Source organism: Pseudactinotalea sp. HY158 (assembly GCF_009660225.1).
GTDB lineage: Bacteria > Actinomycetota > Actinomycetes > Actinomycetales > Beutenbergiaceae > HY158.
Map to the genome: position 1 here is coordinate 2,014,530 of NZ_CP045920.1, position 15,945 is coordinate 2,030,474.

General features: G+C 71.9%; 10 protein-coding genes. 4 read left to right on the forward strand and 6 right to left on the reverse strand.

The genetic code is table 11. The annotated features are described in order from the left end of the window. Position 1 precedes the first annotated feature (1 nt). Together mmsA and mmsB are read left to right on the forward strand one after the other, a co-directional pair. Entirely contained in the window at positions 2 to 1,543 is a 1,542-nt protein-coding gene (gene mmsA, locus GCE65_RS08850) for a multiple monosaccharide ABC transporter ATP-binding protein (RefSeq protein WP_152818517.1), read from the forward strand. Further along, complete coding sequence (gene mmsB, locus GCE65_RS08855) at positions 1,540 to 2,715, forward strand: multiple monosaccharide ABC transporter permease (RefSeq protein WP_152818516.1); 1,176 nt, start codon at positions 1,540 to 1,542, stop codon at positions 2,713 to 2,715. The genes mmsA and mmsB overlap by 4 nt, the downstream gene beginning before the upstream one ends. A gap of 84 nt (positions 2,716 to 2,799) precedes the next feature. On the opposite strand, the gene GCE65_RS08860 is transcribed toward mmsB, so the two are convergent. Together GCE65_RS08860 and GCE65_RS08865 are read right to left on the reverse strand one after the other, a co-directional pair. Then, positions 2,800 to 4,443, reverse strand: a complete 1,644-nt coding sequence (locus GCE65_RS08860; protein WP_153878130.1) for a thiamine pyrophosphate-binding protein — start codon at positions 4,441 to 4,443, stop codon at positions 2,800 to 2,802. Then, positions 4,440 to 5,210 (reverse strand): cyclase family protein, encoded by a 771-nt coding sequence (locus GCE65_RS08865; RefSeq protein WP_153878131.1) that lies wholly within the window; start codon positions 5,208 to 5,210, stop codon positions 4,440 to 4,442. Before GCE65_RS08865 ends, GCE65_RS08860 begins: the two co-directional genes overlap by 4 nt. Positions 5,211 to 5,382: 172 nt before the next feature. Here GCE65_RS08865 and GCE65_RS08870 point away from each other — a divergent pair, with 172 nt between their 5' ends. Beyond that, positions 5,383 to 7,389, forward strand: coding sequence for a VaFE repeat-containing surface-anchored protein (locus GCE65_RS08870; RefSeq protein ID WP_153878132.1), 2,007 nt, complete (start codon positions 5,383 to 5,385; stop codon positions 7,387 to 7,389). 30 nt (positions 7,390 to 7,419) lie between these two features. Here GCE65_RS08870 and GCE65_RS08875 read toward each other — a convergent pair whose 3' ends face one another. Beyond that, positions 7,420 to 10,209 carry a LuxR family transcriptional regulator gene (locus tag GCE65_RS08875; protein ID WP_153878133.1) on the reverse strand — a complete coding sequence of 930 codons (2,790 nt, stop codon included), beginning with the start codon at positions 10,207 to 10,209 and terminating at the stop codon, positions 7,420 to 7,422. Positions 10,210 to 10,284: 75 nt separating this feature from the next. Between GCE65_RS08875 and GCE65_RS08880 the strand changes: the two genes are divergently transcribed. Then, positions 10,285 to 12,813 (forward strand): ATP-dependent DNA ligase, encoded by a 2,529-nt coding sequence (locus GCE65_RS08880; RefSeq protein ID WP_153878134.1) that lies wholly within the window; start codon positions 10,285 to 10,287, stop codon positions 12,811 to 12,813. A 13-nt stretch (positions 12,814 to 12,826) separates the two neighbouring features. On the opposite strand, the gene GCE65_RS08885 is transcribed toward GCE65_RS08880, so the two are convergent. The 3 genes from GCE65_RS08885 to GCE65_RS08895 form a co-directional block, all read right to left on the reverse strand. Then, positions 12,827 to 13,354 carry a DUF488 family protein gene (locus GCE65_RS08885; protein WP_153878135.1) on the reverse strand — a complete coding sequence of 176 codons (528 nt, stop codon included), beginning with the start codon at positions 13,352 to 13,354 and terminating at the stop codon, positions 12,827 to 12,829. A gap of 23 nt (positions 13,355 to 13,377) precedes the next feature. Further along, positions 13,378 to 14,565, reverse strand: coding sequence for an ROK family transcriptional regulator (locus GCE65_RS08890; protein WP_153878136.1), 1,188 nt, complete (start codon positions 14,563 to 14,565; stop codon positions 13,378 to 13,380). A gap of 114 nt (positions 14,566 to 14,679) precedes the next feature. Next, positions 14,680 to 15,813: a WxL protein peptidoglycan domain-containing protein gene (locus GCE65_RS08895; protein WP_194928655.1), complete on the reverse strand. Its 1,134-nt coding sequence runs from the start codon at positions 15,811 to 15,813 to the stop codon at positions 14,680 to 14,682. Positions 15,814 to 15,945: the final 132 nt, after the last annotated feature.

Genomic DNA, 15,945 nt, shown 5'->3' on the forward strand with positions numbered 1-15,945 from the left:
CATGACCGAGAACATCCTGGAGATGCACGACATCACGAAGACCTTCCCCGGCGTCAAGGCACTCACGGACGTCACCATCGAGATCGGCCGCGGCGAGATCCACGCGATCTGCGGTGAGAATGGCGCGGGCAAGTCGACCCTCATGAAGGTGCTCTCCGGCGTCTACCCGTACGGCAGCTACACCGGTCACATCCGCTTCAACGACGATGAGGTTCGCTTCGCCTCGATCAACGACAGCGAGGCCCACGGTATCGTCATCATTCATCAGGAACTGGCCCTCATACCCGAGCTGTCCATCGCCGAGAACATCTTCCTCGGTAACGAGGTCCGCGGCCGGCTGGGAATGATCGATTGGCACGAGACCCGCTCCCGGGCCGCAGAGCTGATGCGACAGGTCGGCCTGGCAGAACAGCCGACAACACGCGTCGGCCAACTCGGTGTCGGTAAGCAGCAACTGGTGGAGATCGCCAAGGCACTGTCGAAGAACGTGTCACTCCTCATCCTCGACGAGCCCACGGCCGCCCTGAACGACAACGACTCCGAACATCTTCTCAATCTACTACGCGAGCTCAACGAGCGTGGCATCACGTGCATCATCATCTCGCACAAGCTCAATGAGATCGCGGCGATATCTCACCGCACGACCATCATTCGCGATGGCAGGACGATCGAGACCATCGACATGGCCGATGCCGATGCGACGCAGGAACGTATCATCCGGAGCATGGTCGGCCGAGACCTCGAGCATCGCTACCCCCAGCGCGTGCCGGAGATCGGTGCGGAAGTGCTCCGGGTGGAGGATTGGACCGTCTACCATCCGAGCCAGGTGGGCCGGAAGGTCGTCGATCGGGCGAGCTTCGACGTACGCGCGGGCGAAGTGGTCGGAATCGCCGGCCTCATGGGCGCGGGCCGCACCGAGCTCGCCATGAGCCTCTTCGGCCAGAGCTATGGACGTGACATCTCCGGCCGCGTGTATCTCGACGGTGAGGAGATCCGCATGCGTACGGTCTCCGAAGCGATCGCTCACGGCGTCGCCTATGTGACCGAAGACCGTAAGCAGTATGGGCTCAACCTCATCGACAACGTCCGCCGCAACGTGTCGGCGGCCGGCCTGCGGCGGTTGACCCGGCGTGGCTGGGTCAACGCCCATGAGGAACTCCGCGTGGCCGAGGAGTACCGAACCAATCTGAACATCAAGACACCGAATGTCATGACCATCACCGGAAACCTCTCCGGTGGGAACCAGCAGAAGGTCGTCCTGTCCAAGTGGCTCTACACCGAGCCCGAGGTGCTCATCCTCGATGAGCCGACACGCGGGATCGACGTCGGCGCCAAGTACGAGATCTACACGATCATCAACCGCATGGTCGCGGCCGGAAAAGCAGTCGTCATCATCTCCTCCGAACTCCCAGAGATTCTCGGAGTATGTGATCGCATCTTCACATTGTCCGACGGACGGATGACAGGACAACTGCCGCGAGCAGAAGCAACCCAGGAGAATCTCATGGAGCTCATGACCAGGGAGAAGGTACAAGCAGCATGACCGGAATCGCGAACCTCCGAGTGCTCTGGTCGAGCAATCTGCGACAGAGCGGAATCCTCATCGCCCTCGCGGTGATCGTCATGTTCTTCTCGGTGTTCAATCCGAACTTCCTCAGCCCCGGCAACCTGACGAACATCGTCCTGCAGTACTCCTACATCCTCATCCTCGCGATCGGCATGATGATCGTGATCGTCGGTGGCCATATCGACCTGTCCGTCGGCTCCCTCCTCGCCCTCACGGGCGCGGTCTCGGCCGTGGTCGTCATCAAGCACGGGGCCCCGTGGTGGGTGGGTGTGCTCGCCGCGCTCGCGGTCGGACTCCTCGCCGGTGTCTGGCAGGGGTTCTGGGTCGCCTACGTCGGAATCCCGGCGTTCATCGTCACGCTCGCCGGCATGCTCCTCTTCCGGGGCCTGACGTACCAGGTGCTCAACAATGTCTCGCTGTCACCCTTCGGCGGCCCGTACTACGAGATCGCCAACGGATTCTTCAACGGGCTGTTGGGTGGCTACGGCTTCGACGTCTTCACGCTCGTCATCTTCGCCTTCGCGGTCGTCGGGTACGTCGTCATACAGATTCGGGATCGTCGGGCGACTCTCCGATTCAACCAGGCGGTCGCCGCCTTCCCGCTGTTCCTGCTCAAGCTCGTCGCGGTTGCGGCCATCGTCATGGCCTTCGCCTATCAGCTCTCCCGGAGCCGCGGTCTTCCCTACGTGCTCATCATTCTCGCGGTCCTCATCATCGTGTACTCGATCGTCATGCAGCGCACGACGTTCGGCCGGCATGTCTACGCGATCGGGGGCAACCTTCCGGCCGCCCTGCTCTCGGGTGTCAAGGTCAAGCGCGACAACTTCCTCATCATGGTCAACATGGGGCTGCTCTCCGGCGTCGCCGGGGTCGTCTACTCGTCCCGCATGAACGGTGCCCAACCGGGCGCGGGGAACATGTTCGAGCTCGACGCCATCGCGGCGTGCTTCATCGGTGGCGCAGCGATCACCGGCGGGATCGGCCGGATCACCGGAGCCATGATCGGTGGCCTCATCATGGCCGTCATGAGTAACGGCATGCAGCTCATGGGTCTGCCTTCGTCCACTCAGCAGGTGGTCAAGGGACTCGTGCTTCTTCTGGCGGTCGCGTTCGACGTCTACAACAAGCGTCGCGCGGGTGGACGCTGACGATTCCGCGCGGATCCAAGGCGTGCGGCCGGCCTCGATGGGCCGGCCGCACGCGCTGGTGCGTGGGCAGGAACGCCCGGCTCCTCAGTGCCCGAAGGCCTCGGCGAGCCACCAGGACGGCTCGGAGGTGACCTTCGCGTCGATGACGAGGGCACGCTCCCGGGGCCCATCGAGCCAGGCGCGCACGGGGTCCAGGTCCCCGGGCCGGCGCACGGTCACGCCCTCGAGGCCGTAGCCGCGGGCGATCGCCGCGATGTCGGTGGGTGGGAACGTGACCGTGTCGAGGTTCTCGCCCGCGAAGTGGTGGACCTCGGCCCCGTAGGCGTCGTCGTTGTAGACGATCACGAGCATCGGCAGGCCGAGCCGGCGGAGCGTCTCGAACTCGGCGGCGGCCATGAGGGCTCCCCCGTCGCCGAGGGCGGCGATCGGTAGCCGGTCCGGCTGGGCGAGGGCGGCGCCGATCGCGGTCGCCAGCCCGAGCCCGATCGATTGGAACGCCTGGGTGAAGCACAGGCCCCGCTCGTCCGGCACCCGCAGGAACGCGCTCGGGTAGCCCATGAAGTTGCCCGAGTCCACGCCGATCACCCGCTCGAGGGGCAGCAGTTCGTCGAGCGCCAGCGTCAGGGTGCGGGGATCGATCCGCTCGGCCGTGGAGGCGTCGTCGAACGGCGTGTGCCGCCAGCCGATCCCGGCCGCGAGCCGGCGGGTGACCTCGCCGGTGCGGTAGCCCGCACGCGGCCCGATCCGGCCGAGCAGGGCGCGTGCCACGGCGCTCACGTCGCCGACCACGGGCACGTCGATCTCCCGGTGGGCGCCGAGCGCGCCGGTCGTGTCGTCGACCTGGGCCACGGTGGCTCGATCGCCGATGAGCCGGCCGTGCCGCATCGTCCACATGTTCAGGGCGCAGCCCCAGCCCACGATGAGGTCGGCGCCGCGGATGAGCTCGGCCGCGCCGGGGCTGGAGAACCCGCCGGAGATGCCCAGGTCCCACGGGTCGCCGTGGAAGAGCCCGGCAGCGACGGCGGAGGTCGCCACGAGCGCGCCACTCGCCTCGGCGAGGTCGAGCAGAGCCTCCCGCGCCCCCGGCGCGCGCCCGCCACGCCCGGCCACGAACACCGGCCGCTTCGCCGCCCCGATCGCCGCGGCCAGCGCGGCCAGGTCGGCCTCGCCCGGTTCGACGGCGCCCGCCCCCGCCGCGGCGAACCCACCCGGACGGTGGGCCGATGCACCCGCGGGAGCGACGTCGTCCAGAAGCGGAAGCGGCAACTGGAGCACGATCGTGCGGCGGCCATCCCGCGCCCGGGCGACGACACGGGCCGCATCCCGGGCGGCCGTGCCCGGGTCGGTGAGCGTGACCGACTCCGCCCCGACGGCGGCGGCGATCGCCCCCTGGTCGATGGCGAAATTGGAGGAGGGCGCGGTGGCGAGCGGGGCGAGCACGACGAGCGGGGTGCGGGACTTGGCGGCCTCCGCGATGCCCGTGATCGCGTTCGTGTAACCGCACCCCTGATGCACGCTCACCGCGGTGACCGCACCGCTCGTGCGGGCATAGGCGTCGGCCATCGTGGCGGCCCCGCCCTCGTGCCGGGCCGCGGTGAACGTCGCCCCGGCCGCGATCATCGCGTTCGTCAGGTGGAAGTTGCCCGATCCGACGACGCCGAAGACGTGGCGAATGCCCGCGTCCACGAGCGCGCGCCCGATCGCGCCTGCGCACGTGCCGGCCGTCACCGTTCGACGAGCGCGAGCACCCGCACGGGCGACCCGCTTCCGGAGACGATCCTCAGCGGCGAGGCGAGCACGACCGCCCCGGTGGGCGGGAGTCGGTCGAGGTTCTGCAGCTGCGCGAGCCCGTACTTGCCCGCGCCCATGAAGTGGTCGTGGCAGGGGAACAGCGGGTCGAAGCCGGCCGCGGCGCCCGCGTCGGTTCCGACGGTCTCCACGCCGAGGCCCTGCAGCGGCGTCTCCTGGGCCACCCAGCGGGCGCATTCGGCCGAGAGCCCCGGGCTCGCCGGTTCGCCGTCGATGCGGTTGATCATGTCGGCCTGCCCCGCGCGCGCCGACCAGCCGGTGCGGCACAGGAGCCAGCCGCCGGCCGGCAGCGGGCCGTGCTCGGCCACGAACGCCTCGACGTGGTGGCGCTCGATGAGGAAGTTCGGGTCGGCGGCCACGTCCGCGGTCACGTCGAGCACGACGGCCGGGGCCACGAAGCTCGACACCGGCACCGCGGAGATGTCCGCCAGGTCGCGGCCGCTGGCCCAGTGGTTCGGCGCGTCGAAGTGGGTGCCGGTGTGCTCGCCGGTGCGGAAGTTGTTCCAATACCAGGCGGGGCCGCGGTCGTCGTAGCGGGAGATCTCCTCGAGCTCGAATCGGGCCGTCTGGCCGAAGATCTCGGGGAGCTCGAGGATCGGGGTCTCGCTGCTCAACGGGGCGGTGAGGTCGACGACTTCGATGCGGCCCTCGCGCAGGTCGGTCACGAGCTGGGTCAACACGGACACGGGTGGTCTCCTTCGACTGGGTTCCTGCCGCGATTCTGGCACGGCCCCGCCGGGCAGGGCGCACCTCGCCCGGGCGAGGAGTCGCCTGCCCGCCGGACCCAACGGGAAGACCAACGCGGAACCCAGCCGTTCCGCTAGGGTCACCCGGCCGCGGAATTCCTAGGTTGGAGGCATGCTCGAACGTCACTCATCCACCGGCCGCCGCGCCGGCATCATCATTCTCCTGGCCGCCCTCGCCGCCACCCTCGGCCTCTGGTCCCCCGCCGGGCCCGCCCGGGCGGACACCGGCTTCGATCCCGGATACCCCGCCATGGGCACCCACGAGGAGGCCGTCCGCGGCTACGGCATCCAGACACCCGCGGGCCGCGAGGGCACGACCCTCTTCGCCCTCCACTCCGACGACGACGGCACGCCGGACCTGTTCGCCTACTGCGTCGAGTTCACGGTCGGAGCCCACTACGAGATCGGCCTGGAGATCGGCGGCTGGGACGACTTCCCCGGCAACAACAACTTCCGAACCGACGAGCGGGTGCGCGAACACGTCGCCTGGATCGTCCACGGCACCTATCCGCAGATCACCCTGGCCGAGCTCGCCGACCGATCCGGCATCGAGGGCCTGACCGAGAAGGAGGCGATCACCGGATCGCAGGCCGCGATCTGGTCCTACACCGACGCCGCGCCCGCGGAGGCGCGCTTCGCCTACGAGGGCCTGCGGGAGGGCACCGGCGCCACCGACACCACCTCGCCCGCGGCCCTGCGGGTGCAGGACCTCGTGGACTACCTCACCGGCGAGGCGAACACCGGACGGGCCGAATCGGAGGGACCCGAGCTGAGCGTCGCCCCGCCCCGGGCGACCGGCCGGGCCGGCACCCTCGTCGGCCCGATCGTCTTCGACTCCTCCGAGCCCACGGTGGTCGCCACCGTCGCCGGCCCCTACCCGCTCGTGCTCGCCGACGGCACGCCCGTCGACGTGTCCGCCGCCCCGACCGGCGTCGACCTCTTCCTCGACGTGCCCGCCGCCGCCCCCGCGGGCGACGTGAGCATCACGGCGACCGTGACCGGGCCCGAGCGCACCGGCGTGCTGGTCACGAACACGAAGCCCCGCACCCAGTCCCTCATAATCGCCCGGAGTGAGCAGGTGGAGGTGACCGCGACGGCCACCGTCGAGTGGGAGGCCGTCCCGCGGATCGGCACGACCGCCGTGAACGGGGAGGACGGCGGCAGGTTCCTGCCCGAGTCCGGCCCGGCCACGATCGTCGACACCGTGGATTACGACGGCCTCGTGCCGGGCACCGAGTACACGATCGAGGGCGAGCTCATGACCCGCGGTGAGGCCGGCGGCACGCCCACCGGCCTCACCGCCACCGCCACCTTCACCCCCGAGACCCCGACCGGCAGCGTCGATCTCACCTTCGAGATTCCCGCCGGCGCCCTGACCGGCGAGGTCATCGTGGTCTTCGAGCACCTCTACCGCGACGGCGTTCCCGTCGCCGCGCACGCCGACATCGACGACGAGAACCAGACCGTCTACCGGCCCGCGATCGACACCTACGCCTACAACCTGGCCACGGGTGAGAAGCTGCTCGATCCGGACGGCTCCACGCTCAGGGACGACGTCTCCTACTCCGGTCTCGTCGTGGGCGAGTCGTATGTGGTCACCGGCGAGGTGAGGGATCACGCCACGGGCGAGTCGACCGGCCTCACCTCCGAGACCACCTTCGTGGCCGAGAGCTCCGCGGGGATCGTCCACGTCGACTTCGACGTTCCCGCCGGCTACGCCGATGCGACCCTCGTCGTGTTCGAGCGGCTGTACCTCGAGCGTTCCCGCACGGCGATGCTCGCCGGCGGTGCGCGCACGATGGCGGTGCCCACCGAGGTGACCATCGAGGACCGCAGGCTGCTGGCCACGCACGAGGACCTCGACGACGAGCGCCAGACGGTCGTGGTCGGCCCCAAGCCGACCCCCGAGCCGACGCCGCCCCCGACCCCCGAGCCGACAGAGCCGACTGAGCCGACAGAGCCCACCCCTGAGCCGACCGGCCCGGCGTCTTCGAGCTCGTCGGAACCGCTCCCGCAGACCGGGGCGGGATCGTCCGGCGCGGCGCTGTGGCTCACGGCCGGGCTGCTCCTGGTCGGTGGCCTGCTCCTGTCCGTCCGCCGGATCCGCGCGAACGGCTGATCCCGCCCCCGCGGCCCCGGAGTGCCCTGCTCAGGCAGGGTCTCCGGGGCCGTGGAGTACCCGGGCGACCTGGGCGCGGGAGGAGAGGTGGAGCTTGCGCAGCACGTTCGAGACGTGGAATCGGACCGTGGCCTCGGAGACGACGAGCAGGACCGCGATCTCCTGGTTGGACCGGCCCTGCGCCAGGTGGCCGGCGATCTCGTGCTCACGGCGGGTCAGGTCCGCGACGAGGCGGGAGCGCGCGATGCGGTCCCCGTCCGCGAGGGACTCGAGCGCCGCCCGCACCCGCGGCAGGTACGCGCCGGCCCCGAGGCGCTCGAGGATCGCCCGGGCGCTGTCCCACGCGCGCCGGGCCCCGCTCGCATCGCCCTGCCCGGCGAGCAGGCGCCCGTAGTCGATATACGTCAGCGCCGCCGGCAGCGGGTAGTCGCGGGTGGCGACCGCGTCCTCGTACATGGCGCGGGCCGCGCCGGCGTCGTGATGCTCGGCCAGCCGGGCCCGCAGCCACGCGAGGGTGCCCCAGTATTCGAGCCACGTCCCCGCCGCACGGCACCGCTCCAGCTCGCCGATGAGCTCCGCCGCCGCCACGTGGTCGCCGAGGTCGAGGAGCGCGTGGGCCCGATACGTGAGGAACCCGTGCTGGGTGTTGACGATGCCGCCCACCCGGTCCGGGGAGGTCAGGGCGAGGATCTCGGCCGGGTCCCCGAGCGCCCGGGCCGCCTCGCACCCGGCGAGCACGGGCAGGTCGCGCCCGTAGCCCTCCCAGGCGATGTCGTCGATGACGCGGGCCTGCGCGAGCAGATGCGCGGTCTCCTCCCCGCGGATCGCGGCCACGATCGCGGCCATCGCCGCCGCGACCGGGCGGGTCTCGACGTCGAGGACGTCGTAGGACAGGTCGACGATCACCGCGAGCACGTCGGTGGCCGCGGCGAGGTCGCCCTGGCGGATCATGCAGTCGGCGAGGATGATGCGCACGGTTCCCGCGGCCCAGGCCTTGCTCACCCGGTTGGACAGGTCCGTGGCCTCCTCGGCGAGCGCCCGCGCCCGCCCGAGCCGGCCCAGCGCCACCTCGTTGCCGGCGAGGGCCACGGTCACGTCGACCCGCAGCGACCCCTCCGGCATCGCGCGCCGGGCCCGTTCGACCTCGGGCAGCCGGGAGGCGAGCGCGCGCAGGTCGCCGCCCAGCTGCAACTGCACGAGTTCGTAGGCGTCGAGCAGCACGAGGTATTCGCGGGGAGCGACCATCCACGCCAACCGCTCGTCGCTCAGGGCCTCGGGGGTCGCCGGCACGAGGGAGAAGAAGTGCCGGGCGGCGGCGATGAGGCCGGGCACCGGGGAGGGATCGGCGGTGCGCATGGTCATGATCACCAGGACGAAGGAGAGGAAGGCCTGGATGGTGAGCTCGTCGGGATCCTCGCTCGGCACGAGCATGGCCGCGGTCCGCTCGTGCGGGAATGGTTGGTCGGTGCGGTGCGCACCGATCATGACGACGATGAACTCGCGCAGGAGGCTGCGCGGCAGGTCCTCGAGTTCCGGCAGCAGGTCGAGCACCTCGTAGCCGCTGTTGTTGCGGAGGTGGACGAGGGCCAGGTCGACGAGCAGGTCGTGGCGGACGGCGGCGTCCGTGGCCAGGTCGAGGGCCGCGCGCAGCACCCGGGAGGCGTTGGCGTAGCTCGCTCGGGCGACGGCCCGTCGCACATAGTCCGTGACCTGCCCGCGCAGCTGCGCGGTCCACTCCTCGGCTCCGCGCAGCGCGTGCATGACGGATCGGTAGCCATCCGTCACGTCCGCCAGCACCCGTGAGACCGCCCGGGAGCGCTCGTGGTCGACGGTCTGGGCGATGGCGTGGCCGATGAGGTCGTGGGCGGGGATGATCGTCGCACCGAAGCCGGACTCGGAGAGCACCCCGGCTCCGATCGCCTCCTCCACGTGCACGCCCTCGCCCAGTCGCCGGGCCGCGCGCGCCAGGGTCGCCCGGGAGATCTCGTGCCCGGCGAGGCAGACGAGCTCCGCCGTGGCGCGGGCCGGGGCGCTCATCCGCTCGTGCCGGTGCAGCAACGGGTTGTCCACGGCGCCCACCCGGCGGATCGGGATGTTCCAGGCGAGGTGCAGCTGGGAGATCTCCGCGCGCGTGAGCCGGCCGAAGATCGAGTCGATCGCCAGGAACGAGCCGCCCGTGCTCAACCGCAGCTGCTCGGCGTTGCGGGCGGCGATCCCCACGCCGAACTGCTCGACCGCCAGCGCCTGGATCTGCGGGGCGGTGAGCGGCTCCGCGCGATAGTGGAGGTCGTGGTGGCTGCCCGAGGTCAGTCCGTGCAGATAGTCGCCGAAGCCGCCGGGCTCGTGGGGCGTGCGGACCCCGATCGCGACGAGGACACGGCGGTTGACGCGGGGAAGGACGTAGCGCAGGACCCGCACGGACTCCGGGTCGACCCACTGGGCGTCGTCCACGACGATGACCCGGCCCGGCGCCCCGTGCGGTGCCAGGATCGCGCGCAGGCAGGCCTGCGCGACGGGCACGGTCTGGGTGGTGGCGTCGGGCACGAGGTCCCCGTCGGTGGGCAGCCCGCTCGCCAACAGCCGCCCGATGAACGCGTACGGTTCGGCCCGCTCGACCTCGTCGGCGGTGACATACGTGACCGGCCACCGGTCGGCCTCGAACGCCTGCCGCGCGAGCTCACGCAGGATCGTCGTCTTCCCCATCCCGGCGAGGCCGTCGACGAGCAGGGTGAGCCCGCCGCGGTCGTAGGCCCGGTCGAGGCAGGCCGAGATGTCGTGTCGCCGCTGCGTGGCGGGCGAAGTCGGTCGTCTATGCACCACGGCGTGAGGTTATCAGCGCGGCCCCGTAGCCTCGGGAACCGGCGGAGGGGACACTGGTTCCAGAGGGAGGACCGCATGCCCGCCGCCGCCACGACCGCCGTCGCGGGCCGGTCCCTGCGCCTGACGAACCTCGACAAGGTGCTATACCCCGCCACGGGCACCACCAAGGGCGACGTGATCGACTACTACGTGGCGATCGCCCCGGCGCTCATCGGGCTCGCGGCCGGGCGACCGGTCACCCGGAAGCGCTGGGTCGAGGGCGTGGGCACGGCGGCCGAGCCCGCACCCGGGTTCTTCCGCAAGGATCTCGAGCCGGACGCCCCCGTGTGGGTGCCCCGGGTGACCTACCGTCACAAGGAGCGCACGAACACCTACCCGCTCGCGACCGAGGCGGCGGTGCTCGCCTGGTTCGGCCAGCTCGCCGCCCTCGAGCTGCACGTGCCGCAGTGGCGCGTCGATACGGGCGGCCGGCGCTCCAACCCCGACCGGCTCGTGCTCGACCTCGATCCCGGGCCCGGTGCCGGGCTCGCCGAATGCGCCGAGGTCGCGCGGCTGTGCCGGGAGGTCCTCGAGGGCATGGGCCTGACCGCCGTTCCGGTGACGTCCGGCTCGACGGGCATCCACCTGTACGCCGGGCTCGACGGCTCCACCACGTCCGAGCAGGCCTCGGCGGTCGCGAAGGAGCTCGCCCGGGCGATCGAGGCCGACCGTCCGGATCTGGCGGTCTCGACCATGCGCAAGGAGCTGCGCGGCGGCAAGGTGCTCATCGACTGGTCGCAGAACAACGCGGCGAAGACCACCATCTGCCCGTACTCCCTGCGGGGCCGGCCCCGGCCGACCGTCGCCGCGCCGCGCACGTGGGAGGAGATCGACGACCCGAGGCTCGCGCAGCTGCAGTACCGGCAGGTGCTCGAGCGGGTGGCCGCCGGCATCGACCCGATGTCGCCGTTCGGCCTGCGCTCGAGCGTGGACGACGACCGGCTCGCCACGTACCGTTCGATGCGCGATCCGGCCAGGACGCCCGAGCCGGTGCCGGCCGACCCGCCGCAGTTGCGCACCGGGGAGAAGATCTTCGTGATCCAGGAGCACCACGCGTCCCGGCCGCACTGGGATGTCCGGCTCGAACGCGACGGCGTGCTCGCCAGTTGGGCCGTGCCCAAGGGCCCGCCGCTGGAGACGCGCTCGAACCGGCTCGCGGTCCGCGTCGAGGACCACCCGCTGTCCTATGCCACGTTCTCGGGCACGATCCCCACGGGCGAGTACGGCGCCGGCACCGTGCAGATCTGGGATTCGGGCACCTACACCGCAGAGAAGTGGCGCGAGGGCGAGGAGGTGATCGTCGTACTCCACCCCGCCGCCTCCGACTCCCCCGGCTCGCCCGACTCGCCCGGCTCCTCCGACGGCACCGGCGGCCTCGGCGGTCTCGATCGCCGGTACGCCCTCATCCACACCGGCGGAAAGCCCGAGGACGAGCAGAACTGGCTGTTGCACCTGATGAAGGAGCAGCCCGAGCGAACGCGTGCGGGCGGTGATGACGGCGCGGCGCAACGGCTGATGCGCGAGGCGGGGACGGCGTCGTCCGTAGGCTCGCCGCAGGCGGATACGACGGGCAGCGCGCACCCGCTCACCCGGTCGACGCTCCCCGCCCCCATGCTCGCCACCGCCGGCTCGGCCGCGGACCTCGACCGGGAGGCCGGGTGGAGGATGGAGATGAAGTGGGACGGCGTGCGCGCGATCGCGTTCACGAGCGCCTCGGGCGAGGTGACGCTCCTCTCCCGCAACGGCACCGACCTCACCCCTGCGTATCCCGAACTCGCCGAGCTGGCCGACCTCGCCCCGCCTCGCTCGGTGCTCGACGGCGAGATCGTCGCGCTGAACGGCCACGGCGCCCCGGACTTCGGGGTGCTGCAGCGGCGGATGAACCTGTCGACGCCGGCGAGGGTCGAGGCGGAACGCGAGCGGACTCCGGTGCACTTCATGGTGTTCGACGCCCTGCAGCTGCGGGCCGCCGACGGTGAGCCCCGGCGGCTGCTGCGCGCGCCCTACGCGGAGCGCCGCGCCGAGCTCGAGGCGCAGGTGGGCGAGGGCGAGTTCGTGCACGTGCCGCCGGTGCACGGCGACGATCTCGAGGCGGCGATGCGCACGTCGCGCGGACTCCGGCTCGAGGGGGTGCTCGCCAAGCGCGACGACTCGCACTACACCTCGGGGCGGCGCACGCGGGACTGGATCAAGATCAAGCACGAGCGCCATCAGGAGGTCGTGGTGATCGGCTGGCGGCCGCGGGCGGAGAACGCCGTGGAGCTCGCCTCGCTCCTGCTCGCCGTGCCCGAGGACGGCCGGCTGCGCTACGCCGGCCGGGTCGGCACGGGGCTGCGCCAGGCGGATCGCGCCGACATCCCGCGAGCGTTGCACTCGCTCGAGCGCAAGACACCGCCGGCGGGCGACATCCCGGCCGCGATCGCCCGCGATGCGCGGTGGGTGCGGCCGACCCGGGTGGGCGAGGTGCGCCATGCGGGCCCGACCCGTGCCGGCGTGCTGCGGCAGCCGGTCTGGCGCGGGTGGCGGCCGGAGGTGTCCGCCGAGGAGGTGCGGTGGGAGGCCTGAGCCGGCTCGGTCGTCAATCCGATTCCGGCGGATACCACAGCCGCGTGCCCTCGCGGCGGGCGAACGGGGTGAGCTCGTGCGGGCGGGCCGAGTTCGGGCCGATGACGTCGGTCACGGCGATTCCGCGCACGAGCAGGGCGTCGGCGATCATCCGGCGGTGGCAGCGCCACGGCACCGCCTCGGAGCACATGACCGCGACCGGTTCGCGCTGCGCCGCCTGCGCGAGCCGGTCCGCGGCCGCATGGAACTCATCGGTCTGCATGTGGTCGGCGTAGGCGCGAAAACTCGCGTTCTCCCAGCCGCCGTTGATGCTCGGCGTGCCCGCGGGGGTACGCCGGCGGCCGGTGAGCGCGCCCTGGTGCCTGTAGACGACGCCGCTCGCCTCGAGCGCGGCGCGCAGGTTCTCCTGGTCGAACCAGGGGTAGCGGCGGGAGCCGGGGAGGCGGCGCACGTCCACGAGGCGGGTGATGCCGTGCTCGCCCAGCAGCGCGAGGAACTCCTCGGCCGTGCGGTTCGAGTGCCCGATCGTGGCGGCGGTCATCCCGTCCACGGTAGCGCGGGTCGTCAGGCGACCGGGCCGATGCGCTCGAGCACCTCCTGGCGCAGCTTCGAGCGGGCCAGGTGCGCGGCACCGGTGAGCACGGGGCGGTCGGTCAGTGCGCCGAGCACGACCGGAACCGGGCGCATGGCCTGGTCCGCGACCGCGCCGGCGACCCGGTCGGCGAGCACCTGGCCGCCGGCCGCCGCATAGCTCCCGGACAGCACGACCACCTCCGGGTCGAGCACGGCGATGAGGGCGGAGATGCCGGTGGCGTAGCGGCGCGCGAGTTCGGTGAGGAACTCCTCGCCATGGGTGCCCGGGGCGGCGGCGGCCGCGGCGATCATGCCCGCCGGGTCCCCGGCGAGGCCGCACGCTCGGCCCAGTTCGGTCAGGGCGGCCCCGCCGGCCACGACCTGGAATCCGCCGCGGGGCTCCCGGGGGCTCGTGTGCGGTCCGCCCGACACCGGCAGGTAGGCCAGTTCCCCCGCGCTGCCCGTGGCGCCGCGGTGGATGTGCCCCCCGAGGACCGCCGCGGCCCCCACCCCGGCCTCGGCCCAGAACAACACCGACGTGGCGGCGTCGGCGGCGGCGCCCGTGCTGCTCTCGGCGAGGGCCACGAGCTTGACGTCGTTCTCGATCGTCACGCGGGCGGGCACGGCCGCGCTGATGCGTTCCCGCAGGCCCGGTTGTTCGAGCCCACCGACGAGCTCGCTCAGGTGGTCGCCGTGCCGCACGAGGTCGGCGACCTCGTCGTAGGCACCGGAGACCCCGACCGCCATCGAATAGGTCGTCTGCGGCGAGATCGGCACCTCGGCCGTGAGCGTCGTGAAGATCTCGACGAGCACCTCGCCGGCCATCCGGCCCCCGGGGATGCTCGTGAGGTTCCCGAGCACGGAGCCGTCCCGGCCGTGGATGCTCGCGCGCACGATCTCGTTGGCCACGTCGACGGCGATCGCGTAGCCGGTCGTGGGGTCGAGCTCGAAGAGCTGGGCGGCCGGGCCGGGGCCGCCGGTGCGCGACCCGCCGGTGGTCACGAGGCCGAGGTCGGTGAGCCGCTGCAGGCTCTGGGCGGCGGTCGGCTTGGACAGCCCGCTCGCGGCCCCCAGCTCGGCCTTCGACAGCGTGCCGTGATCGAACAGCAGCCCGGCGGTCGTGCGATCGTTGAGCGACCGCAGCAGGCTCGGTGTACCGGCGATGCGCCCGTTGTCCATGATGTGCTCCCCTCCGCTCGGACCGTGCCGGGACTGGTCGCGGTGCCGCCACGACCTCGATCGTTCCGGCCCGTTCGTGCAGGCTATGGCACCATTGTCTCGCTCACTCGCAGGTCACGGCACCAGCGAGTCCGCGCCGGGTGCCGCGCCGGGCGATGCTCCCTCCGGGCTCGCGGCGGCCGCCGCCGCGACGGCTCGGTCGGCCCGGTCGGCCCGGGCGCGCTCGGCCCGCAGGGCTCGCACGAGCCGGCGCCGGCGCCACCACCAGGTCGCCACCACGAGGGCGAGGATGCCCACCGCCGCCCACGGGACCGCCCAGATGGTCGCGGTGGCGCGTTCGTGCGGGACGGTCACGGGCACGGTGCCGGGCAGGTTGAGGCCGTCGACGTCGGCCACGGCGCTCAGGCGCCCCGGCGGGAACGTCGGTTCGAGGGTGAGGGATCCGGTCACGGATCCCCCCGGGAGCAGATCGGCGATCTCGATCGGCTCGGATCCGCCGACCCGCAGCCCGAAGGGGCCCTGGAGCGTGATCGTGGCCGAGCCGGCGAGGCGGACGTTGCCGGTATTCGTGATCTCGTAGTCGACCGTGGCGGGGCCGCGCCGGAAGGGCCACAACGCCCCGCCGTAGCGGACCGACAGGTCGGTCACGGACAGCTGCGGCGTCAGGTCGCCGTTGACCCGGATGTAGACGCGGGTTCCCACGCGCTGGTCCACGGTGACGTTCGTGGCGTCGTTCGCGGCGCCGGAGGTGCGGGCGGCGAGGATCCCGGCCGCGTGGTCGCCGGGCATCGCGTTCGCGGGGATGTCGATCGTGATGGGCACGGTGGCCGCCTCCCCGGGCGCGAGCTCGACCTCGTCGACCGCGGGGGTGATCCAGGCTCCCAGCGCCACCGGCTCCTCCGCCGCGGGTAGCACGGTGAAGGTGCCGTCGCGGGTCGCCAGGGCATCGGTGGCATAGAGGTCGAGGGTGAGCGGCTCCTCCCCCAGGTTCGACACGAGCACCTCCTCGGTCACCGTCATGCCGGGCTCGACGGTGTAGTCGATCGTCGTGCGCGGTTCCCCCGAGAGGGACTCGCCCGGGCCGATCGACCACTGCACCCGGTCGCCCTCCTCGTCGGCGGCCGTGGCCGGTGCGGGCACCGCCACGACGGCGGCGATCACGGCAGCGACCGCAAGCAGGCCGAGGCGAGCAGCGGCGCGGGCGCGTTGTCGAAGCAGGGCCGGGAATCGGGGGTGTGCTGATGCCACGGTGGTGTCCTTCCGGGAACGTGCCGCCTGCGCGGCCCCAGGGCATGGTGCCACGGGAGCGCCGTTCGGGGATGTCAGGAGCGCCGAGGGGTGCGGCGCTCCTGACATCGGTCCAGCAGGCGAGGCCTGGTG

Excerpts from the sequence above, each read along its gene's own strand:
- mmsA (WP_152818517.1), top strand. The coding sequence starts at position 2 with ATGACCGAGAACATCCTGGAGATGCACGACATCACGAAGACCTTCCCC.
- mmsB (WP_152818516.1), top strand. The coding sequence starts at position 1,540 with ATGACCGGAATCGCGAACCTCCGAGTGCTCTGGTCGAGCAATCTGCGA.
- GCE65_RS08870 (WP_153878132.1), top strand. The coding sequence starts at position 5,383 with ATGCTCGAACGTCACTCATCCACCGGCCGCCGCGCCGGCATCATCATT.
- GCE65_RS08880 (WP_153878134.1), top strand. The coding sequence starts at position 10,285 with ATGCCCGCCGCCGCCACGACCGCCGTCGCGGGCCGGTCCCTGCGCCTG.
- GCE65_RS08885 (WP_153878135.1), bottom strand. The coding sequence starts at position 13,354 with ATGACCGCCGCCACGATCGGGCACTCGAACCGCACGGCCGAGGAGTTC.
- GCE65_RS08890 (WP_153878136.1), bottom strand. The coding sequence starts at position 14,565 with ATGGACAACGGGCGCATCGCCGGTACACCGAGCCTGCTGCGGTCGCTC.